At 61.7% G+C, this 21,445-nt stretch carries 17 protein-coding genes; 9 read left to right on the forward strand and 8 right to left on the reverse strand.

Features of this window, described 5'->3' with window-relative positions:
• Positions 1 to 88: 88 nt before the first annotated feature.
• On the reverse strand, positions 89 to 3,943 hold the full coding sequence (locus I6E58_RS12965) for a multifunctional oxoglutarate decarboxylase/oxoglutarate dehydrogenase thiamine pyrophosphate-binding subunit/dihydrolipoyllysine-residue succinyltransferase subunit (protein WP_197134455.1): 3,855 nt from the start codon (positions 3,941 to 3,943) through the stop codon (positions 89 to 91).
• A 180-nt stretch (positions 3,944 to 4,123) separates the two neighbouring features.
• Between I6E58_RS12965 and I6E58_RS12970 the strand changes: the two genes are divergently transcribed.
• The 6 genes from I6E58_RS12970 (at position 4,124) to I6E58_RS12995 (ending at position 10,570) form a co-directional block, all read left to right on the forward strand.
• The gene (locus tag I6E58_RS12970) at positions 4,124 to 5,560 is read left to right on the forward strand and encodes a GuaB1 family IMP dehydrogenase-related protein (protein WP_197134458.1); all 1,437 of its coding nucleotides are present in this window, start codon (positions 4,124 to 4,126) and stop codon (positions 5,558 to 5,560) included.
• Positions 5,561 to 5,710: 150 nt separating this feature from the next.
• Positions 5,711 to 7,033, forward strand: coding sequence for a hemolysin family protein (locus I6E58_RS12975; RefSeq protein WP_197134461.1), 1,323 nt, complete (start codon positions 5,711 to 5,713; stop codon positions 7,031 to 7,033).
• The gene (locus tag I6E58_RS12980) at positions 7,033 to 8,067 is read left to right on the forward strand and encodes a hemolysin family protein (RefSeq protein WP_197134463.1); all 1,035 of its coding nucleotides are present in this window, start codon (positions 7,033 to 7,035) and stop codon (positions 8,065 to 8,067) included. Before I6E58_RS12975 ends, I6E58_RS12980 begins: the two co-directional genes overlap by 1 nt.
• Before the next feature lie 27 nt (positions 8,068 to 8,094).
• Positions 8,095 to 8,952 (forward strand): ADP/ATP-dependent (S)-NAD(P)H-hydrate dehydratase, encoded by an 858-nt coding sequence (locus I6E58_RS12985; RefSeq protein ID WP_197134465.1) that lies wholly within the window; start codon positions 8,095 to 8,097, stop codon positions 8,950 to 8,952.
• Complete coding sequence (locus I6E58_RS12990) at positions 8,946 to 10,262, forward strand: glycosyltransferase 87 family protein (protein ID WP_197134467.1); 1,317 nt, start codon at positions 8,946 to 8,948, stop codon at positions 10,260 to 10,262. Before I6E58_RS12985 ends, I6E58_RS12990 begins: the two co-directional genes overlap by 7 nt.
• Complete coding sequence (locus I6E58_RS12995; protein WP_197134469.1) at positions 10,259 to 10,570, forward strand: thiamine-binding protein; 312 nt, start codon at positions 10,259 to 10,261, stop codon at positions 10,568 to 10,570. Before I6E58_RS12990 ends, I6E58_RS12995 begins: the two co-directional genes overlap by 4 nt.
• 108 nt (positions 10,571 to 10,678) lie before the next feature.
• Here the strand turns inward: I6E58_RS12995 and I6E58_RS13000 are convergent, their stop codons facing one another.
• The 6 genes from I6E58_RS13000 to I6E58_RS13025 all read right to left on the reverse strand — a co-directional run bounded on the left by I6E58_RS13000 (position 10,679) and on the right by I6E58_RS13025 (position 17,794).
• Positions 10,679 to 11,350, reverse strand: coding sequence for a response regulator transcription factor (locus I6E58_RS13000; protein ID WP_129071144.1), 672 nt, complete (start codon positions 11,348 to 11,350; stop codon positions 10,679 to 10,681).
• Between the two features lie 36 nt (positions 11,351 to 11,386).
• Entirely contained in the window at positions 11,387 to 12,640 is a 1,254-nt protein-coding gene (locus tag I6E58_RS13005; RefSeq protein WP_197134471.1) for a hypothetical protein, read from the reverse strand.
• Positions 12,637 to 13,800, reverse strand: a complete 1,164-nt coding sequence (locus I6E58_RS13010; RefSeq protein ID WP_129071142.1) for a sensor histidine kinase — start codon at positions 13,798 to 13,800, stop codon at positions 12,637 to 12,639. Before I6E58_RS13010 ends, I6E58_RS13005 begins: the two co-directional genes overlap by 4 nt.
• A gap of 114 nt (positions 13,801 to 13,914) precedes the next feature.
• Complete coding sequence (locus I6E58_RS13015) at positions 13,915 to 15,120, reverse strand: homoserine O-acetyltransferase (RefSeq protein WP_197134473.1); 1,206 nt, start codon at positions 15,118 to 15,120, stop codon at positions 13,915 to 13,917.
• Between the two features lie 162 nt (positions 15,121 to 15,282).
• On the reverse strand, positions 15,283 to 16,602 hold the full coding sequence (locus tag I6E58_RS13020; protein ID WP_197134476.1) for a bifunctional o-acetylhomoserine/o-acetylserine sulfhydrylase: 1,320 nt from the start codon (positions 16,600 to 16,602) through the stop codon (positions 15,283 to 15,285).
• 100 nt (positions 16,603 to 16,702) lie between these two features.
• The gene (locus I6E58_RS13025) at positions 16,703 to 17,794 is read right to left on the reverse strand and encodes an acyltransferase family protein (protein WP_197134479.1); all 1,092 of its coding nucleotides are present in this window, start codon (positions 17,792 to 17,794) and stop codon (positions 16,703 to 16,705) included.
• A gap of 32 nt (positions 17,795 to 17,826) precedes the next feature.
• Between I6E58_RS13025 and I6E58_RS13030 the strand changes: the two genes are divergently transcribed.
• On the forward strand, positions 17,827 to 18,600 hold the full coding sequence (locus I6E58_RS13030) for an SDR family oxidoreductase (protein ID WP_197134481.1): 774 nt from the start codon (positions 17,827 to 17,829) through the stop codon (positions 18,598 to 18,600).
• Here the strand turns inward: I6E58_RS13030 and I6E58_RS13035 are convergent.
• Positions 18,597 to 20,084, reverse strand: a complete 1,488-nt coding sequence (locus I6E58_RS13035; protein ID WP_197134484.1) for an MFS transporter — start codon at positions 20,082 to 20,084, stop codon at positions 18,597 to 18,599. The two genes, I6E58_RS13030 and I6E58_RS13035, sit on opposite strands and share 4 nt — an antisense overlap.
• A 44-nt stretch (positions 20,085 to 20,128) precedes the next feature.
• Here I6E58_RS13035 and I6E58_RS13040 point away from each other — a divergent pair, with 44 nt between their 5' ends.
• Entirely contained in the window at positions 20,129 to 20,797 is a 669-nt protein-coding gene (locus I6E58_RS13040; RefSeq protein ID WP_197134487.1) for a uracil-DNA glycosylase, read from the forward strand.
• 103 nt (positions 20,798 to 20,900) lie between these two features.
• Positions 20,901 to 21,407, forward strand: coding sequence for a GNAT family N-acetyltransferase (locus tag I6E58_RS13045; RefSeq protein WP_197134489.1), 507 nt, complete (start codon positions 20,901 to 20,903; stop codon positions 21,405 to 21,407).
• Positions 21,408 to 21,445: the final 38 nt, after the last annotated feature.

Raw genomic sequence — 21,445 nt, forward strand, 5'->3', positions numbered from 1 at the left:
CGCAGTAATAACTGAGTGCAGTGATCACGACACAGAAAAGCGGGCATCCTCCGAAGAGGATGCCCGCTTTTCGTTAACGCGGTTGCGGTTACGGCTGGGTAATCGCGTGGTCGATCAATTCGGCTTGCTCGAGAGCGCTGCGCTTCGAGGAACCGGTCGCCGGTGAGGCGGATGCCGGACGTGACGCGAGCTTGATGTCACGAGACTGAATGTGGCGTTGCAGCTCCAGACTGATGAACGGCCAAGCGCCCTGGTTCTCAGGCTCATCCTGAGTCCACACAATGTCAGCGTTCGGGTACTGGTCAAGCACTGTGGTCATGTCGGTAACGGGGAGCGGGTAGAACTGCTCCATGCGCACGACGGCGATGTGCTTGATCTCGCGCTTGTCGAGCTCGGCGACGATGTCGTAGTACGTCTTGCCCGATGTGACAATGACCCGAGTAACGGCCGACTTGTCGTCGAGACGCACGTCGTCAAGAACGGGCTCGAAACGGCCACTCGTGAAGTCAGCAACGTCGCTCGTGGCACCGCGCAGGCGAAGCATCGCCTTGGGAGTGAACACGATCAGGGGACGGCGCGGACGCGAGTAAGCCTGACGACGCAGCAGGTGGAAATACGATGCCGGAGTCGACGGGCGAGCCACGATCATGTTGTTCTCGGCACACATCTGAAGGTAGCGCTCGATGCGGGCGGAGGAGTGGTCGGGGCCTTGACCCTCGTAGCCGTGCGGCAGCAGCATGACAACACTTGAGCGTTGTGCCCACTTCTGCTCAGCGCTCGAGATGAACTCATCCACGACGATTTGTGCGCCGTTGGCGAAGTCACCGAACTGGGCTTCCCACATCACGAGAGCGTCGGCACGCTCTACTGAGTAGCCGTACTCGAAGCCGAGAGCCGCGTACTCGCTGAGCAGCGAATCGTAGATCCAGAAGCGTGACTGGTTCTCGGAGAGATTCTGCAGCGGCAGCCACTCTTGACCGTTTTCGCGGTCGTGGAGTACGGCGTGACGCTGAACAAACGTGCCTCGACGAGCATCCTGACCGGCCATACGCACCGGGGTTCCCTCGAGGAGAACAGAACCGATCGCGAGCAACTCGGCGAAGGCCCAGTCGATTCCGCCCTTGCGGCTCATATCGGTGCGCTTCTTGAGCAGCGCCTGAAGCTTCTTATGCACGGTGAAGTTTGCTGGCGGGTTGGCATGAGCGTCGCCAATGAGCTGAACAACGCTTTCGTCGATTCCTGTGGTGATGGGCTCGCCGATGGCGTCGTCACGTTGAGAGCCGGGACGCTCAAGGTCAGAGACTCCGCTGCCGTCCTTGGTAAGGATCGGCATCGAACCGGTCTGAGCGGCATGCGTTTCGGCGAAAGCACGCTCGAGGCGGTCTTGGAAGTCCTGATGGCTGGCTTCGTACTCTTCCTGAGTGATATCTCCACGACCAACGAGACCCTCGGTGTAGAGGGTACGAACGGAGCGCTTGGCCTCGATCAGGTTGTACATGAGCGGCTGCGTCATCGAGGGGTCGTCTCCCTCGTTGTGGCCACGGCGGCGGTAACAAATGAGGTCGATAACCACGTCGCGGTGGAACTTCTGGCGGTACGCGAAGGCGAGCTCCGCTACGCGAACGACGGCCTCAGGGTCGTCACCGTTCACGTGGAAGATCGGTGCCTGAACAGTCTTAGCGACATCGGTCGAGTACTGCGAGGTGCGACCCTCGCTCGGCGGCGTCGTGAAACCAACCTGGTTGTTGATGTTGACGTGGATGGTGCCACCCGTGCGGTATGCGCGCAGCTGTGACATCTGCAAGATCTCCACGACGATGCCCTGACCGGCCATCGCCGCGTCTCCGTGCACCATTACGGGCAGAACCGCGTACGAACCAATGGGGCGGCGGTCTTGCTTGGCGCGAACGATGCCCTCAAGCACACCATCGACCGCCTCAAGATGCGAAGGGTTGGCGGCGAGGTAGACCGGAATCTGACGACCGTCAGCAGCGGTGAAGGTGCCCTCGGTTCCCAGGTGATACTTGACGTCGCCCGAACCCTGCACAGTACGGGGGTCTTGAGTGCCCTCGAACTCGCGGAAGATTTGACCGTAGGTCTTTCCCGCGATGTTGGTGAGAACGCTCAGGCGACCACGGTGGGCCATGCCAATAGCAACCTCTTCAAGATTAGCTTCGGCAGCCTTCTGAATGACGGCATCCAGCAACGCAATCGTGGATTCGCCGCCTTCAAGACTGAAGCGCTTTTGACCGACGTACTTGGTCTGCAAGAACGTCTCGAAAGCTTCCGCTTCGTTGAGCTTGCCCAAGATGCGCATCTGCTCGTCGTGGGTCGGCTTGGTGTACGGCTTCTCGACGTGATCCTGGATCCAGCGACGCTGTTCCGGGTTCTGAATGTGCATGTACTCAATACCGACAGTGCGGCAGTAGGCGTCGCGCAGAGTGCCAAGGATTTCGCGCAGTAGCGCCTGACGCTTGCCGCCGAAACCGCCGGTGACGAACTCGCGGTCGAGGTCCCAGAACGTAAGTCCGTGGCTCGAGATGTCGAGGTCGGGGTGCGAACGCTGACGGTACTCGAGCGGATCGGTGTCAGCCATGAGATGACCGCGAACGCGGAACGAGTTGATGAGCTCGTGAACGCGCGACGTCTTGTTGATGTTGTCGGCGAGGTCGACGTTGATGTCGTTGGCCCAGTGGATGGGGTCGTACGGGATGCGCAACGCCGCGAAGATGTCTTCGTAGAAGTTGTTGCCGCCGATGAGCCGCTCATGAATCTTCTTGAGGAACTCACCCGAACCAGCACCCTGAATGACGCGGTGGTCGTAGGTGCTCGTGAGGGTAACGGTCTTGCCGATACCGAGTTCGGTGAGGGTTCGAAGGCTCGCTCCCTGGAACTCGGCCGGGTACTCCAGCGCTCCAGCGCCAACGATTGTTCCTGAGCCACGCATGAGGCGGGGGACCGAATGCTCGGTGCCGATACCGCCCGGGTTGGTGAGAGAGATCGTGTTGCCCATGTAGTCGGGGCCGGTCAGCTTGTTAGCGCGGGCACGCGAGACAACGTCTTCGTAAGCGGCGAGGAACTCGCCAAAGCCCATGGTCTCGGCATTCTTGATGCCGGGAACTACGAGCGCGCGAGTGCCATCAGGTTTCGGCATGTCAATGGCGATGCCGAGGTTGATGTGGGCCGGAGTGACAACCGAAGGCTTGCCGTTGGGCTCATCGTAGAAGACGTTCTGGCTCGGAAACTCTTTGAGAGTCTCGATGATCGCCCAGGCGATGAGGTGGGTGAACGACACCTTTCCACCGCGAGCACGCTTGAGGTGGTTGTTGATGACAATACGGTTGTCGATCATGAGCTTCGCCGGAATAGTGCGAACGCTCGTGGCGGTGGGAACGGTGAGGCTCGAGTCCATGTTCGAAGCAAGAGCCTTCGCAGCGCCACGCAGCGGGGCAACAACGTTCTCGGTTTTCGGCTTGGCGGCAGCCTCAGCCTTCAGCGTCTCGATCGGAGTCGTGGTCGGCGCCTCGGCGGGGATCGGTTGGGGCTTCGCCTCGACCGACGTGGTGCGGGCGATGGGCTGGCTACCCGTGCTGGGGTTCGCCTCATCCACGAAGGGCTTGTCGGCGGGTGCCGCTGCCGGTGCTGCCGGCGCCACGGGTGTTGCGGCGGCTGCGGGGGAAGCTGCGGTGGCGGGCTGCGGAGCGGCGGGCGTCGTCGCCGGTGCTGCGGCCGCGGCAGTGGGCGTCGTCGCCGCGGGAGCCGTCGTGGTGGGAGTCGAATCTTTCGACGGATGATAGTTCTCGAGGAAGGGCCACCAGGCCTCATCCACAAGGTTCTTGTCTTCGAGGTACTTTGCGTACATCTCGTCAACCAACCATTCGTTGGCCCCGAAGTCGCCCGAGGAGTCTCCGTCCGCTGCGATTCCGGTTACTTGGCCTGACACGTCAAACCGCCTACTTTCAGTTCTGGTGTTCACAAAAACGACGCGCAATCTGCGCGCCAGACATCCCCACCAATGTTAATCGCTTTGTTGTGCGTCTGCTGGCCGTGAGGCGGCGATCTTCGTTATTTTCGTGACTTTTTTGCAGATTGTTTTCGAGTGGTGACCTTTAGGCTCGTGACCATGGATTTCTACGAGACCACGCCCACCCATGATTTGACCTACTCGGACGTGTTTTTGGTACCGAGCCACTCCGCGGTGGGGAGCCGAATGTCGGTCTCGCTCGCGCCAGGAGATGGCACGTCGGCCACGATCCCTCTCGTCGCTTCAAATATGAATTCGGTCACCGGGCCGCGCTTGGCCGCCAGTCTCGCTCGTCGTGGTGGGCTCGGCGTGCTGCCGCAAGACCTTAGCGATACTGAGATGGCGGATGCTCTGGCGTGGGTGCGCGCTCAACCCACCGATATCGACTCCGCCGTGTTCTTGACCCCGCAGGACACCGTCGAACACGCCCTACTCGTGGTTCCGCCGCTCCCGGGTCATGGTGTCGTATTGATGAACGATGGTGCGCTCGCCGGAGTTGTGCACGCCGAACGTTTGGCCACGGCACTGCCCGGTGCTGAACTGGGCGATATCGCCGACGGAGACCTGCGCGCCATCGATCGCGCAGATTTTGGCAATGCCCGCGAGCTTTTTGACCTGCTTGTCGAGCGTGACCTCGATTTCGCCCCTGTTGTGGATGCGGGCACGGTCGTCGGCACCACGAGCAAGACGAGCGCGCTCCGTTCCACCCTCTACACGCCCGCGCTCGACAGTGAAGGCAAGCTCGCAGTCGCTGCAGCACTCGGAATCAACGGTGACGTTGCGGCGAAGGCCCGCGCTCTGGTTGCTGCCGGCGCGAGCACGCTCGTTCTCGACACCGCGCACGGCCACCAAGAGGGAATGGTGCGGGCTGTTGAGAGTGTTGCAGCGCTCAACTTGGGCGTACCTCTGGTCGCGGGCAACGTCGTGACGAGTGCCGCGGTGCGCGACCTCGTGACGGCGGGCGCCACAATTATTAAGGTCGGCGTTGGCCCTGGCGCTATGTGCACGACGCGCATGATGACCGCGGTCGGTCGGCCACAGTTCTCCGCCGTTCTCGAGACCGCAGCGACCGCACGCGAGCTCGGCGCCCATGTGTGGGCCGATGGCGGGGTACGGTACCCCCGCGACGTTGCCCTCGCGCTCGCCGCCGGCGCAGCATCCGTCATGATTGGCTCATGGTTTGCCGGCACGATCGAAGCGCCGGGAGAATTGCGCACCGACGATACTGGCGCTCTCTACAAAACCAGTTGGGGTATGGCATCCACGAAGGCAGTGCGGGCTCGTTTCGGAGGACTCGATGCCTACGAACTTGCTCGCAAGGAACTCTTCGCAGAGGGAATTTCGGGTTCGAAGATCTACCTCGACCCCGCCCGCCCTTCTATTGACGACCTAGTGGACATGATCACGTCAGGGGTGCGCAGTTCGTGCACCTATGCTGGGGCGGCAAATCTGCGCGAGTTTCGTGAGCGCGCTCTCGTGGGAATCCAGTCGGCAGCAGGGTACGAGGAGGGTAAAGCGTTGCCCGTGAGTTGGTAAAGCTGTCGTTTATTCCCCAGCAATTTGTCCTATACTCAAGGCCATAATGGACGACCCTCCCTCTAGTGGTCGCCCGGGCTTTGTTCCGCGCGACCTCCCCTTGTTCTTCGCCCGTTCTCTACCTACCTCCGCGGCTGGAGGTGAACTGTCATGAATGAATGGCTTCTCCTCGCCGCTGGCCTCGTGTTGACTGTCGGCACCGGCCTCTTCGTCGCCTCCGAGTTTGCACTCGTCAACCTCGACCGCTCTGATCTCGAAGCTCGCCAAGAACGTGGCGAGAAGCGACTTGCGACCACCATCGCAGCGCTCAAGCACACCTCGACGCACCTCTCGAGCGCGCAACTGGGAATCACTCTCACCACGCTGCTCGCTGGCTACACTCTCGAGCCTGCGTTCAGCACCTGGCTTGAGATCCCCTTAGCGGCCATACTGCCGTCGACGGCAGTGACCGTCATCGCCAGCATCCTGGCCATCACCTTCGCCACGCTGCTCTCGATGATCGTCGGCGAGCTCGTGCCGAAGAACTTCGCGCTTGCGCTCCCACGCGCCACAGCTAAGTTCGTCGTTCCGTTCCAGGTTCTCTTCACCACCGTGTTCAAGCCGGCCGTGAGCTTGCTCAACAACACGGCAAACGGCATCCTGCGTTCCGTGGGCATCGAACCCAAAGAAGAACTCTCTGGTGCGCGCACCGCTGAAGAGCTGACCTCGCTCGTGCGTCGCTCAGCGAGCCAAGGCAGTCTCGAAGCAGACACCGCCACGCTGCTCGCGCGCACGCTCGCCTTCGCCGACCACACCGCGCAAGACGTCATGACCCCGCGCCCGCGAGTAGACAGCATCGACCGCACCGACAGCGCTCAAGACGTCATTGACCTCGCGAAGCGCACGGGATTCTCGCGCTTCCCCGTGATCGACGACAGCATTGACGACGTCGTGGGATTCGTGCACATTAAGCAAGCCGTTGCCGTGCCTCATAAGAAGCGCGCCGACGTGCCGGTCTCTGCTCTGCAAACTGAAGCGCTCCAAGTGCCAGAGACGATGCGGTTGGATGCCCTACTCGCCGAATTGCGTGGCCGTGGCTACCAAATGGCTGTCGTCGTTGACGAATATGGCGGAACGGCGGGAGTCGCGACTCTGGAAGATCTCGTGGAAGAACTCGTCGGTGAAGTTTCCGATGAGCACGACCGATCGAAGGCCGACGTGGTTCGTTCTCGTGACTGGTTTACCTTCCCGGCGATTCTGCGCCCCGATGAGCTTCTCGAGCGCACGGGCGTCGAAGTTCCCGAAGAAGGTCCCTACGAAACCGTGGCCGGGTGGCTCATGAGTGAGCTCGGTCGCGTTCCGCGCACGGGTGACACGATTACCGCCGCTGGCGGAGTGTTCCGCATCGAACGATTGGAAGGTCGACGCATCGACCGCGTGAGGTTTACCCCGGATCCGATTGTTGCCGCTGCCGATGCTGAGGTGGTGAACTAATGGACGTCTGGGGAATCATCTGGCTATTCGTATTGCTGCTGATCAACGCCTTCTTTGTTGGCGCGGAATTCGCCGTCATTTCGGCTCGTCGCTCGCAGATTGAGCCGCTCGCGGCATCCGGTTCACGGTCAGCGAAGACTGCGCTGTGGGCCATGGAACACGCCACTCTCATGCTCGCTGCCTGCCAGCTGGGCATCACGGTGTGTTCGCTGCTGATCCTGAACGTCTCTGAGCCTGCAATTCACCACCTGCTCGAGGTGCCGCTTGCTTTCACCGGTTTGAGCGAGGAGCTTATCGGCACGATCGCGTTCATTCTGGCGCTCATCATTGTGTCGTTCTTGCACGTTGTGCTCGGCGAAATGGTGCCGAAGAACCTCTCGTTCTCGATCCCGGATCGCGCCGTGCTCGTGCTCGCTCCACCGCTCGTGTTTATCGCGACGGTGTTCCGCCCGATCATCGTCGCGCTGAACGCAATTGCCAACGCCATTCTGCGCCTCTTCAAGGTCGAACCCAAGAACGAAGCGAACAGTGTCTTCACGCTCGACGAAGTCGCGACAATCGTGGCTCAGTCAACGCGCGAAGGCGTGTTGACGGATGCCGGTGGCACGCTCACTGGCGCGTTCGAGTTCACCTCGAAAAAGGTTCGCGATGTCGCCATTCCGATGTCTGGGCTTGTGACACTGCCGGAAGATGCCGCCCCCGCCGACCTCGAAAAGGCCGTCGCGCAACGCGGATTCTCGCGCTACATTCTGTTGAACGACGCGGGGGAGCCCACCGGCTACCTGCACCTGAAGGATGTAATCGACCTCGAAGAGAGCGAGTTTCACGAGCCGGTTCCGCCCAAGCGGATTCGCCAGCTCATCTCGATGTATTGCGAGACTGACCTCGAAGATGCTCTCGCGACGATGCGTCGCTCGGGGGTGCACGTGGCACGCAGCTTCGATGCCACCGGCGAGACAACCGGTGTGCTGTTCCTCGAAGACATCATTGAGGTTCTTGTCGGCGAAGTGCAAGACGCCACCCGGCGTCGCTAGCGGCGTTCTCAACTATCGTTGTCATCCATGGATGCTGAGTCGATGTGGAGTGCTGCTGACGCGGCACGCCACATCGCTCTGCCCCGGGAAAGCGACGACAAGTACAGCCGGGGCGTTCTCGGCCTGATCACCGGTTCGGCCCTGTATCCGGGCGCCGCGGTGCTGGGAGTCGAGGCGGCCGCGCGCACCGGCGTGGGCATGGTGCGCTACCTCGGAGCGCAGCGCGCCCAGGACCTCATTCTGCAGCGTCGCCCCGAGGCTGTGATGAGCGATGGTCGGGTGCAAGCGTGGCTCATCGGTTCGGGGATGGATCATGCCGCACGAGAACCTGCTGCCGATCGCCACATTGCGGCCGCACTCGGACAGCACGTACCGCTCGTGCTCGACGGGGGAGCCCTCGATGTAGTTCGCCGCGCGACCACCCCGACCGTGATCACGCCGCACTACCGCGAACTCGGGCGACTGCTCGGCGAGCGAAAAGAAGCTATTGCGGAGGCTCCGCGTGACTGGGCGGAATCCGCCGCCACCCAACTCGGCTGCACCGTGCTGCTGAAGGGTCACACGACGTACGTGTCTGACGGCACATCGACGGCCGCGATCGCGGCTGCTCCCGCGTGGCTGGCTACCGCTGGCGCTGGAGACGCACTCGGCGGCATCCTGGGCGCGCTCGTCGCTACCCACAGTGACGAAGTACTCGCCGACCCGAGCCTGCTGGTCGGCCTCGCCGCTACGGCGTCGTACGTGCACGGGCGCGCAGCTACTCTCGCGAGCGATGGCGGCCCCCTCACCATTCTGGATCTCTGCGCCAGTGTCTCGCGGGTCATCGCTGAACTTGTCGAGACCTCAGCGGACGCCGCTGCGGCTGACTCCCGACCGCAGTGCTGACCCGTCACTCCGTCAGCGCCATCGGGCTCTGGCTGCTCTTCATTGCTGCCCACCTCGTTCTCGGACTACTCAACCTCCACGGCCCGGGCAATCCCTTTGGCGATGTGACGGTCGTTTACGCCGGCTGGGCTCAGCAAGCGTATGCCTCGGGCATCGTGGCTGGCGTTGACATTCCGTGGGTGTATCCGCTGCTCGCCATCGTGCCCATTCTGGCGTCCGTGACCTTCGGTGTTGAATTGATCGGGGCAACGTGGCTCACGCTTGTCATGCTGCTCAACCTCGTGGCGCTCGGCTTCATCACCCGCTGGGGGCGCTCTCATTCGGGAGTGAATATCGGATGGTGGTGGCTAGCCTTCATCGTCGCCCTTGGCCCGATTGCGTTGGGCCGTATCGATGCCATCACCGTGTCCATCGCTCTGGTGGGGGTGCGCTTGCTGAGTACGCACCCTCGTGTCGCCGGAGTAGTTTTAGCCTGCGCCACGTGGGTGAAGGTGTGGCCTGCGGCTCTGGTCTTAGCTGCATTCATCGCAGTGCGTGAGCGGTGGGCGATCGCGATTGCCGCGGCGGCCACCACCGCGACGGTCGTCGTGTTTGCCTTATTGGCGGGGTCAGGCGGCAACGTGTTCAGCTTCGTGACGGAACAAACCGGCCGCGGCATCCAAGTTGAATCGCCGGTCGCTGGTTTCTGGCTCTGGCAGATTGTGGCGGGAGCGCCCGATTCGTTCGTTTACTACGACTCCACGATTCTGACCTTCCAAGTGGCTGGGCCGGGAGTGGATGCCGTAGCCGCGTTCATGACACCGCTACTGGCCGGAGTGGTGCTCGCGATCGCTGCGCTCGGAATCCGTGCTGCCCGAGCCGCAGCACGCGCCGGGATCAGCGCAACACGGGTACTCGCACCCCTCAGCCTCGCGCTGGTTCTCGCGCTCATCGTCGTGAACAAGGTTGGCTCGCCACAGTTCGTGTCTTGGCTGGCGGTGCCAGTCGTGCTGGGGCTTCTGAATTCCGCACTGAATTCCAGTTCTAGCGCGCACGTGCGTGACGACAGGCGCTCCCACACGAGCTTTTTGCTGCCCGCCACGCTGAGTATCGCCATCGCCGTGCTCACGCAGCTCGTGTACCCATACTTCTACTACCGTCTGTTGGTCGCTGATCCGCTGTTGGTAGCGATCGTGAGCGCGCGCAATCTATTGCTGCTGGCCCTGTTGGTCTGGGCAATAGTAGAGCTTGTGAGGCTTGGCCGCCCAGTGTCGAGCCTTCAACCACCTGCATCATTCTCAGAACGCCTTACGGCAAAGGAGCCAGCATGATCGTCGCATTCTCAATCGCACCCAGTGGCGGTTCCGATGGAACTGATTCCGTTCACGATGCGGTCGCTGCCGCAGTCAAGGTTGTGCGGGACTCGGGGTTGCCCAACCAGACCGATTCGATGTTCACGACAATCGAGGGTGATTGGGATGAAGTCTTTGCAGTCGTCAAAGCGGCGACGGAAGCGGTCGGCCGATTCGGGTCGCGCGTGTCGCTCGTGCTGAAGGCCGACATTCGCCCCGGTCATACCGGCGAGATGACGGGTAAAGTCGAGCGCCTAGAGCAGGCGATCATTCGCGCCGAGAGTTAGCCCACCGGCCGACACCGGCCGACGCCGGCCCCGCAGAGCACTATCGCCCTGCCCCACCGGAGTGGGTTCAGGGCGATTGGCGTGGTGCGAGGTGTGGAACGGCGCTGCTTAGAGGTGGTGCATTGTGTCGGTCTCGATAAGAATGCCGTCTTCGAGTGCCCGCTTGCGCAGTGCAACCTTGGTTCCGACATCGAAGCCTGCGACACGGTACTTCTCGCGAATGCGCTTGAGGTAGCTCTTGGCGGTCTCTTCAGAAATGCTGAGTTGATAGGCCACGGACTTGACGGGCTCGCCGCCGCCGTAGAGCGCCATTACGCGACGTTCTTGAGCGCTGAGCTTGGGGGCGCCACCGATCTCGTCGGCGTTGATCGCCAAGTCGAGTTCCGCAGAGATGAACGATTCGCCCTTGGAAGCCGCACGGATCGCTTCAACGATCATGTCGGCGTCTTCGCTCTTTACGAGGTAACCGAGCGCGCCAGCAGCGAGAGCTTCGCGAACCACGTTCGGTTCGGAGTAGGTGCTCATGAGAACGACGCGAACGTTCATCGACTTGAGAGTGTTGATTTTGAGCGAGACCGGAATATTGTCTTTGAGATCGAGGTCGAGCAAGACGACGTCAACGGGGAACTCGGGGTGAATCGTGAGCTCGGGCCACGTGGGAACCGCAACGACCATGTCGATGTCTTCGGCTGCTTTGCGGATCCACTCGGTGAGAGCGCCGAGCAACATTCGGTGATCGTCGACGATTGCGAGCCGGATGCGCGGTGTTGATTCAGTCACGATAATTCCTCTGGTAGATCGTCTTATCTTACGAATTTATTGGTCTGCTGGGTTATCGACAAGACATTCAATGTCGAGACGCACGCTTGAGTTCTCGATCGAGTCAGCATACGTGCCGACTTTCGCGATTGCTTCCCACGTTGAAGCGTCGACGCGATTGCGAGCCACTCCACTTGACGTGATCGAGATACCGACCGCTACTTTGTCTTCGAAGCCGGGCGCCACAACGGTAGTCGAGGGTGCGATCGTAATGTGAACGGAGTTTTTGGCTCCGCGCTTCGGGGTGTCTGTGACAAAGAGCCAGGCCGTCGAGAGTAAACCGTCGCGTTGTGCCGGGTCGAGGAGACCGGCGAGGCTTCCCTTATCGGTAAGGGTGACCGACTTGCCGAGAAGGTCAGACTCGGTGATCGCGTGATAAAGCCAGGTTTCACGGCGTCCCTCAATGAGGTGAAGCCGCAATTCTGTAGCGAGAGAGGCGGCTGTCGACGCGATTTTGGGTTGGAGCGGCAATTCGATAGCCCCGTTTGCTACGGAGTCCAGAAGTTTCTCGGCAGCGAGGTCGAGGCGAGCCAATTCTTCGGATGCCATCATGCCGACCGCAAAGCGGGGTGCCGTCAGCGTGCTCTGCACCAACACTCGATCGAGCTCAACCTGCACGAGTTGCCGAAAGTTCGTGATGAGCGAGAGCCCGATCACGGTGGGCAGCACGGCGAATGCGACCGTGGTAACTTGCGGCGCGAGGTTATCGGTTGTCAGCGGAACGTTGACCACGATGACGGCGATCAGGCCCACGCCCACGATTGAGACAGCAACGATGAGCTCAGCGGGCGGCCGAACAGTGAGAACCAGCAGGAGCGCCATACCGGCTGCTACTGCGGCGGTGGCATAGCCGCCGATGTCGTGGAGATCCCAGATCGCATAAATATCGAGGGCAATGACGGCGGCCAGACCCGCGACAAAGACGACGAACATCCAGTGAGAAAGCTGGCCGCTCGTGACTTGAACCACAGTGATGGTGGCGGCGATCAGCAGAATGAGCAGGCCCCAAGCGAGGGCGGCCACGATCGGATTAGGGTAAACATCCCATTGGATGACGAGCCAGACGAGGCCATAGATTGCCCGCAAGCTGACGAGGATAGCGGCACCGACACCGACGAACCCGGTACCGAGACTCGTGAGGCGCGGGCTGTCATCCCGGGCCAGACGTCGCACCGTTTCGCTTCTGGCGTGGCGTCCTTTGTTGCCGACGATCACGCCGAGGGTGTTTTCTTCGGGGGGAGCATACGTCATCGAGGTACCTCCAAGACCACAGTGGTTCCTGAGCCCGGGGTCGAGAACAATCGCGCTTGACCGCCGACTTCTTTCAACCGGGCGACTACTGATTCTTTGAAACCGAGGCTGGCTGAATCGACATCGTCGAGGATAAAGCCGACTCCAGAGTCAGTGATCATCGCGCGAACAGTGGTGTCGTCTTCGGTGATCGTCACATGCGCTTCCGTGACCCCGGAGTGTCGGCGGACGTTCTCGAGGCACTCGGCGAGGGCGAGCAAGAAAGCGTCGAGAACGTCGCTGGGGAGCAGAACCTGACCGGTGCCGTGCCAACTGACCTCGAGCCCCATCCGGCCGAACCGCTGTTTCACTGACTCCAGCGTGGTGCCGAGAACTGTTTCGCTGACAGGGCCGCTGAGGTTGTAGTCACCAGAAGCCTGCGGGGTGGGAGTTGCTCCAAGGCGCAATTGGCGCAGCAATCGCGCATCATCTCCGGACTGCTGGCGCATTGCTTCGGCCGAGACGCCGATTCCTGAGTGAGCGAGCAGGGTGAGAGTCGCTAAGACGGTGTCGTGCAAAAGCCGGGCACCTTGGCGGCGCTGTGCTTCTGTCTCGCTCGCCTGTCGTTCCGCACGATGGGCGCGACCGATGCTGGCGATACGGCGAACGGCCTGCGGAACTCCCGAACTGATCCAGAATCCGATGAGGGCCGCGAGAACCCAACCGAAAACCAGAAGTGCGAGAGTGCGCACCGGCGGCTGGAATGGCGCTAGTGAGAGAACGGTGACGCTCGAGATCGTGACGAAACTAATCAGCAGCACGATGCGCCGCACCAGTGTGGTCGTCAGCACGATTGCGAGGCACGCCAGTGAAGCGGACGATAATTGAGCGATCGCGGAGAGGCCTGCTTGGCTGGGGCCTCCTGGGGTGCCAGCCACGAGAAGAATCACGATGCTGCCAGCGATGAAGGGCGGGATGACCCACCCGAGCGAGCGACTATTGCCCATTTTGAAGTGAAGAACAGCCATCACCGCATACAGCGGCAGGCACATGAAAAGAGTCAGGGTTGACACCGCGCCGGGAATGCTCAGGCAGATGGCCGATACGGTCAAAAAACTGAGGGTCGCTACGCGCGCTGTGCGCTGCAGTAGGCGATCCCGTTCTTTTGCAGTGAGGTCCATTGGGGGCAATGTTTGCACATCCAGTCCCTCAATTAGGGGTGACGCACCGCTTTTGCCATGAGGAAACGCCAATTTTTGACTAACACGCACACCATCGGGCGATTCCCAGCAGTCTTAGAGCTCGAGCAAACGCGTCAATTGTGCACTCATCAGCTCGTCTTCGATGAGAAACCCATCGTGGCCGAACGGCGAGTGGATGACGTGGGGAACGTTGCCGTCGAGATTGCCGGGCACGTACTCGGCAATGATCTCTTGGCCTGACACCGGGAAAAGTCGGTCGCTGTCGATGCCGAGTACAAGCGCGGGCATCGTTACTCGGGCGAGCGCTTGCTGAACTGTTCCCCGGCCGCGCGCAATGTCATGAGAACTCATCGCCTCAACGAGCGTGATGTAGCTGTTGGCATCAAAACGGCGGGCGAACTTGTTGCCGTGAAAATCGAGGTAGCTCTCAACCGCGTAGCGGCCGCCCTTGCCCCAGGGGCTGACTTCGCTCTGCCACGTGCGCTCGAAGCGGTCGTTGAGCTCGTCGGAGGAGCGGTAATTGATGAGGGCCAGACGGCGCGCGAGGGCCAAGCCGCGGTGGGGACCATCGCCATCCGCTGAGTCGTAGTAGGCACCGTCGGCGAAGGCGGGGTCGGTGCGAATGGACTCGACCTGCACCGAGTTGTGTGCGATCTGGTCGGCGGTGGACACGGGCGGTGCGGCCAAGATGGCCACTTTGGCGAGACGCTCCGGATGCCCGACCGCCCACTCGAGGGCGTGCATGCCGCCCATCGAGCCGCCGATCACTGCGGCCCAACGGTCAATGCCGAGTGCGTCGCTCAGTGCGACCTGTGCGGTGACTTGGTCGCGGATGGTGACGAACGGAAAGCGGGCGCCGAATTCGGCTCCGTCGGGGGCGTGAGATGCGGGGCCAGTGCTGCCTTGGCAGCCGCCCAAGATATTGGGGGCAACGACGAACCAGCGATCGGTGTCGATAGCTTTACCGGGCCCCACGAGATCGTTCCACCATCCGCCCGTAGCGTGACCGGCCCCGGGAGCTCCGATGATGTGGCTGTCGCCGGTAAGGGCGTGGGCAATAAGAATGGCGTTCGAGGCATCATCGTTGAGCGTGCCGTGGGTTTCGTACGCGATACGCGCCGAGGGCAGCTTTCCGCTGAACTCGAGCGACAGGTCGGTGACGGTGACGAACTGACGGTGCCCGGCGGGGTCTCCTTCTCGCCACGCGCCGGTTGCCGGGGGCTTGCCGAGGAGCGAACGCACGTTTGCGTCAGTGATGAATGCCGAAGGAACAGTGTCTTCAGGTGTCTGCCAGTCCATGTCACTCCCAGTATCGCGAACGAACCTGTGCGGCACGAAATTATTACGGCGGTACCGGAAAGAATTTTGCGTGATGAGGTCTGGCCGGCGCGTTAACGCGACGGTGGCGGTGACCCCCGTGAGGAGTCACCGCCACCGTTAGCAGTGCGTACGCCGAAGCGACTAAGCGCTCGCGCGGAGCTCTTCCGTCTTCGCGCGGGCAGCATCGAAGCCGGACTGAAGGTCGGCCTTGATGTCCTCGATGTTTTCGAGGCCTACCGAGAGACGCACCAGTCCTGGTGTGACTCCGGCGGTCAACTGCTGCTCGGGGGAGAGCTGTGAATGGGTGGTGGAGGCCGGGTGAATGATGAGGCTGCGAACATCACCAATATTGGCAACGTGGCTGAACAGCGAAACGCCATTCACAAACGAGCGGCCGGCGTCAACGCCGCCCTTGAGTTCGAAGGAGAGAACTCCGCCGACACCCTGGGGAGCGTATTTGTTGGCGGTGGCGTACCAGGGGCTCGACGGGAGGCCCGCGTAGAACACGGTGTCGACATCCTCGTGAGCGTCGAGCCATTCAGCGATCGCCTGAGCGTTCTGAACGTGACGCTCAATACGCAGGCTGAGGGTTTCGATGCCCTGGATGAGCGAGAACGCGCTGTCGGGGGAGATAGCGGCGCCGAGGTCGCGCAGCAGCTGCACGCGCGCCTTGATGATGTACGCGATGCCGTCGCCGAGCACTCCTGTGTAGCTCGCACCGTGGTACGAGGGGTCGGGCTCGGTGAGGCCGGGGAACTTGTCGACGTTCTTCGACCACTCGAACTTGCCACCATCCACGATGACGCCGCCGAGAACGGTGCCGTGACCGCCGAGGAACTTCGTCGCCGAGTGCACGATGATGTCGGCGCCGTGCTCGAGCGGGCGAATGAGGTACGGGGTGGCGATGGTGTTGTCGACGATCAACGGAACGCCGGCGGCGTGGGCAACGTTGGCCACGAGTTCGATGTCGAGCACGTTGATGCGCGGGTTACCGATGGTTTCCGCAAAGAGGAGCTTGGTGTTGGGGCGGATGGCGGCGGCCCACTCGGCAGCGTCATCCTGATTCTCGACGAACGTGGTCTCGATGCCGAGCTTCGCGAGGGTGTACTTGAAGAGGTTGTAGGTTCCGCCGTAGACAGACGACGACGAGACGATGTGGTCGCCGGCCTGGGCAATATTGAGAACGGCGAACGTGGTGGCCGACTGGCCCGAGGCGAGCAGCAGTGCCGCGGTTCCGCCTTCGAGAGCAGCAACGCGCTGCTCGACGACATCCTGGGTGGGGTTCTGGATACGGGTGTAAATGTTGCCGAACTCGGCGAGCGCAAAGAGATTCTTGGCGTGATCTGCGTCGTTGAAGACGTACGCGGTGGTCTTGTAGATCGGGGTGGCCCGCGAGTTGGTCGTGGGATCAGGCTGCGCGCCCGAGTGGATCTGCTTGGTTTCAAAGTTCCAGTCGCTCACGGCGGCCTCCTAGGTCGGTTGGTGGATCGGGATGTCCGCCACACTGTGAGCCTAAGCAGGCCCCCGAGAGCGGTCAATCATCCGTGAAATATGTCGTAACTCAACGCTTCGGGGTAGACAGATTCGTCTCTTTGGGCAAGGGGATAAAGATCCAGTGCGGTTTCGGCTCAATGATCGGGCGGAAAATCTTCTTCACGATCGGGGTGGAGAGCGCGAGCGCAATGCCGATGGACGCCAACACCATGCTCACGAGCCACATGGCCGAAGCCCGGTCATCCAGCAGCAGCCCGCTCTCTCGGAGGGGATAGAGGATGAAGCTGTGCAGGAGGTAGACGTACATCGTGGCCTGGCCGGCATCCGATACCCACGTGTGACGACGCGGAACAAGCGCGAAGAAGGCGGCGCTGAGAATGACCGCGAGCACGATGAGGCCGAGTCGCACTCCGCCGGCCCACCATTGGTCTTCGCCAAGGCCATGGTACGAGGCATCGTAGAAGAACCAGAAACGGAGGTCGATCGTGCGCCAGAGCTCGATGTTGACTAGCAATATCGCCATGAACCCCAGAAGAATCGCTACGGCAAGAGTGCGAATCAGCACTAGTCGCTTGGCCACATTCCAACGGTCCATGAGGCCCCATTCGCGCAGCTTCCAGCCAAGAACGAAGAAAGGCAAGATGCCGATGGCGCGCGAAAGCGAGAACGTGCTGTCGACGTTGTCGAGATACCCGACACCGATGGAGGCGACGACGGCCCAGAGCAGCGGCCACCGCACTTGCGAGAGATACGGCAAGATCAGGCGGAAGATACCGAGGGCGAGCAAGAACCAGAGAGTCCAACTCGGCTTCGACGGGTTGAGATCGGTTTCGCCTTCGACGAGAAACTTCACGAAGGTCCAGATGGTCTCCATGATGAAGTACGGCAGGATGATGTCGGTGATGACCCGGCGCATCTGAAGCGCAGTGGGGGCTCCCGGCTTTGAAAAGTAGCCGCTAATGATCGCGAACGCGGGCATGTGGAACGCGTAGATAAAAAGGTAAAGCGCGAGGGCGTTGTCGGAGTCGTAGGTCATCCGCTGGATGCCGTGCCCGATCACGACCAAGGTGACCGCAAGAAAGCGGGCGTTATCCCAGTGCGGCAGGCGCGCCTTGGCGGTGCGGGAGGGCTGCGGGGTGGTGAGAGAAGCTCCGGTCATTCGTCGAAGTGTAATACCGCTACTTTGGAAGAATGGTGAATCGGCGAGTAGTAGTGACAGGGGCAAGTTCGGGCATTGGCGAGGCGACCGCGCGTCGGTTCGCTAAACACGGCTGGCAGGTGGTCGCTGTCGCGCGTCGCGCAGACCGACTTGCTGCGCTCGCGGCCGATACCGGCATCGAGACATTCGTAGCTGATGTGACGAAACAGGATGATGTAGAGGCGCTCGCCGCCTTCCTGCGTGAGCTTGGCCCCATCCACGCTCTGGTCAACAACGCGGGTGGTGCGCTCGGCGTTGCCAGTGTTGAAGACAGCGATGCGGATGACTGGATTCGGATGTTCGATGTCAACGTCGTGGGCACCAAGCGAGTAACGAGCGCGCTCTTGCCGTTGCTCCGCGAAGAGATCGTGGAGGGCGATACGGCCAGTATCCTCATGGTCACCTCGATTGCGGCGACCGTGCCGTATGAAGGTGGCAGCGGCTACAACGCCGCGAAGTTTGCCCAGCATGCGCTCACGGCTGTGCTTCGGCTTGAGCTTGCGGGGGAGCCGATTCGGGTAATCGAGGTCGCTCCCGGCATGGTGAAGACCGAAGAATTCGCGCTCGTTCGTTTTGGCGGCGATGCTGCTAAGGCAGACACGGTGTACGACAACGTTCCCGACCCGCTCGTCGCTGACGACATCGCCGAAACGATCGTGCACGCGATTGAGCTGCCGCCGTTTGTGAACCTTGACCTCATTACGATCAAGCCCGTGGCTCAGGCTGCGCCGCACAAGATGATTCGCGGCGAGCTCAAGCCGCGCTAGCGGGCTGCGTCGGTCTCGGACGTCTCGTCGGCCGGCTCGATCTCCTCGATGTCGTCCACGACATCCGCGAAGGCCAGTTTCGGCACCAAGAACAACAGCACAGCCGCAACGAGGGCGCCAGCGCCACAGATCGTGAAGACCGTCAGATAGCCGAAGAGGCTTGACGCGGTTTCAGTCACGGCGGATGCCGCCCCGGCCAGCAGCACGATGGCGAAGATGGCGGAGGCGAACGATCCACCAATGGTCTTCGTCGTGTTGGTGAGGGCGGTGGCGATACCGGTCTGACCGCGCGGGGCGGCCGCGGCGGCAGCGGCAGGGAGCGCGCCGACGAGCGCACCCGAGCCGAGGCCCGCGATGCTCATGTTGAGGAACACGCTCAGCACCGTCATGTGGAACGGCAAGAACATCAGGTAGCCGGTCGCGACCAAGAACGTGGCGACGATGAGCGCCACGCGAGGGCTCTTCCACTTCGACAGGATCGGGAAGAGCAGGGCTCCGACGATCATCGAAACCAAGTAGGCGCCGATGATGTACGAAATCTCATCCGATTCCATGCCAAGGCCGTACCCGTTGATCGGGTCGGTGCCGGCGAAGGTCGCAAGCGGAGCCTGGGCGCCGAGCAAGCTGATACCGACAAGCCCTGCAGTGAGTTGGATGGGCCACATGCTCGGGTCGCGCAGCATCCGAAGATCGATCGCGGGGTCTTTCTGGCGTAGCTCGTAGCGACCCCACGGGATGAAGGTCGCGACACCGGCGAGCATGACGAGGTAGACCCACCACGCGCCGGGGCCGTTGATGCGCAAGAACGTGAGGCCCGACGTGATGAGCAACAGGCCGATGGTGAGGAGCACGAAGCCCCAGAAGTCGAGGGTGCGGCCGGGCAACGGTTTCGATTCGGGCACACCGAAGAGGATGACGAAGAAGACGATGGTGACCGCGATGGCGGGGATCATGAGCGTCTGCTGCACGTTTTCGCCGAAGGCCTTGAAGATGCGGCCGCCACCGAGCGCGCCCATTATGGCACCCGCTTCGAGGGCGACGACGAGGAAGCCCGCAGCGCGGCGGGTCTGGGATGCGCCCATTCCCGTGGTGCGTCCGCGGTCAAAGATCAGTGCGACTTCGAGCGGGAGCCAGACAACGTAGAACCCCTGCAGAGCCCACGCAATCAAGAAGCTCGTGAAGTCACCCGTGAATGCCAGCCACCAGGTTGCGCCGGCGGTCAGAACGGTCGAAATGAGCAGGATGCGCTTGTGGCCGTGCATATCGCCAAGCTTCGCCAGAATGGGCACCACAATGGCGCTCAACAGCAGCTGGGCGGCCTCAAACCAGTTGAAGTCAGCATCGCGGATGCCTAAATGTTCGACGAGATCGGGGATCAGGGGGATGTAGTACCCCTGAATGATTCCGCTCACCAGTTCGACAAAGAAGAGGTAGCCGATGAGGCCCATCGTGATGGCCCCGGATTTTCCGCGCAGGAATGACATGAACGGATGCTATCGGTAGACAGGGCGCGCGTTAGCGTAGTGACATGGATTTCAGCAGTGTCGACCCCGGATGGGCTCGCGAATTGCACCCGTTCGAGGGGCCGTTGGCGGCGGTTGGTGCGTTTCTTGATGCAGAGAGCGCAGCCGGGCGACCGTGGCTTCCTCAGCCGGATGCGGTACTGCGAGCCTTCACAACACCGTTCGATGAGGTGCGCGTGCTCGTTGTCGGCCAAGACCCGTATCCGACGCCGGGGCACGCCGTGGGGCTCGCTTTCTCGGCCGAACGGATGGTGCGACCGCTACCGCGGAGCCTCAGCAACATTTTCAAGGAATTGCACGACGACCTCGGCATCCCGCCAGCATCGCACGCTGATCTGAGTGCGTGGCAGAGCCAAGGCGTGCTGTTGCTCAACAGGGTGCTGACGGTGCAGGCCGGGGTGACGGGCTCCCACCGCCGTCACGGCTGGGAAGAGATAACGGCCGCTGCGATTCGGGCGCTCGCAGCTCGGCCGCAGCCCCTTGTTGCTGTGCTGTGGGGCAAAGATGCGGCAGCCGTCGCGCCATTGCTGGGGGATACACCGGTGATTGTGAGTGCTCACCCGAGCCCGCTTTCTGCACGCCGCGGGTTCTTCGGCTCGAAGCCGTTTAGTCGAGTGAATGCGGCGCTTGAAGCGCAAGGCGCTGCCCCTATTGACTGGCGCGTTGACCGCTAACTCGACCTCTAAAATAGGAGTCGCGATACCCACGACACGGGCAAGCGTCACCACGTGCAGTCTTCGCTAATCGCATTTTTGTCACGACACCTCAGGAGCAGCCATGGCACACCACTTCAGAGACGCCATCGCAGCGGACGATGCGGCGCTCGCCGAAATCTATGGCCACTACGTGAGCACGACCGTCGTGACCTTCGACATTGTTGAGGTCACTCCCGAGATCATGACCGCTAAGCGGGTCGCCGTGGAAGAGTCGGGGCTGCCCTTCATCGTCGCTGTCGACGACGATGAGCGCGTGCTCGGCTATGCCGCCATGTTCCCGTGGCGCCCCAAGGCCGCCTATAAGCAGACGGTCGAAGGCTCAATTTACCTTTCGCCAGCAGCTACCGGGCAGGGTGTTGGCGGTGCGCTGCTGAACGAACTTATTGAACGCGGGCGCCAGTCCGGCATCCGCGAGATCATCGCCGTGATTTCGGATGACGGAGCCGACGCCTCCATTCACCTCCATAAGAAACTGGGTTTCGAATCCATCGGCCACCTCACGCGCGTCGGCTTCAAGTTCGACCGCTGGGTCGGCACGTATCTGATGCAGAAGTCGATCGACGCGTAGCGGTTCGACCGCGAAGGGTCCGCGCGCGAACATTGCAC

It is taken from the genome of Salinibacterium sp. SWN1162 (genome assembly GCF_015864675.1).
In the GTDB taxonomy this organism is placed as follows: domain Bacteria; phylum Actinomycetota; class Actinomycetes; order Actinomycetales; family Microbacteriaceae; genus Rhodoglobus.

Bases quoted from the DNA above. Each gene is read 5' to 3' on its own strand.
- I6E58_RS12970 (WP_197134458.1), top strand. From the start codon at position 4,124: ATGGATTTCTACGAGACCACGCCCACCCATGATTTGACCTACTCGGAC.
- I6E58_RS12975 (WP_197134461.1), top strand. From the start codon at position 5,711: ATGAATGAATGGCTTCTCCTCGCCGCTGGCCTCGTGTTGACTGTCGGC.
- I6E58_RS12980 (WP_197134463.1), top strand. From the start codon at position 7,033: ATGGACGTCTGGGGAATCATCTGGCTATTCGTATTGCTGCTGATCAAC.
- I6E58_RS12985 (WP_197134465.1), top strand. From the start codon at position 8,095: ATGGATGCTGAGTCGATGTGGAGTGCTGCTGACGCGGCACGCCACATC.
- I6E58_RS12995 (WP_197134469.1), top strand. From the start codon at position 10,259: ATGATCGTCGCATTCTCAATCGCACCCAGTGGCGGTTCCGATGGAACT.
- I6E58_RS13005 (WP_197134471.1), bottom strand. From the start codon at position 12,640: ATGACGTATGCTCCCCCCGAAGAAAACACCCTCGGCGTGATCGTCGGC.
- I6E58_RS13010 (WP_129071142.1), bottom strand. From the start codon at position 13,800: ATGGACCTCACTGCAAAAGAACGGGATCGCCTACTGCAGCGCACAGCG.
- I6E58_RS13015 (WP_197134473.1), bottom strand. From the start codon at position 15,120: ATGGACTGGCAGACACCTGAAGACACTGTTCCTTCGGCATTCATCACT.
- I6E58_RS13025 (WP_197134479.1), bottom strand. From the start codon at position 17,794: ATGACCGGAGCTTCTCTCACCACCCCGCAGCCCTCCCGCACCGCCAAG.
- I6E58_RS13030 (WP_197134481.1), top strand. From the start codon at position 17,827: ATGGTGAATCGGCGAGTAGTAGTGACAGGGGCAAGTTCGGGCATTGGC.
- I6E58_RS13035 (WP_197134484.1), bottom strand. From the start codon at position 20,084: ATGTCATTCCTGCGCGGAAAATCCGGGGCCATCACGATGGGCCTCATC.
- I6E58_RS13040 (WP_197134487.1), top strand. From the start codon at position 20,129: ATGGATTTCAGCAGTGTCGACCCCGGATGGGCTCGCGAATTGCACCCG.
- I6E58_RS13045 (WP_197134489.1), top strand. From the start codon at position 20,901: ATGGCACACCACTTCAGAGACGCCATCGCAGCGGACGATGCGGCGCTC.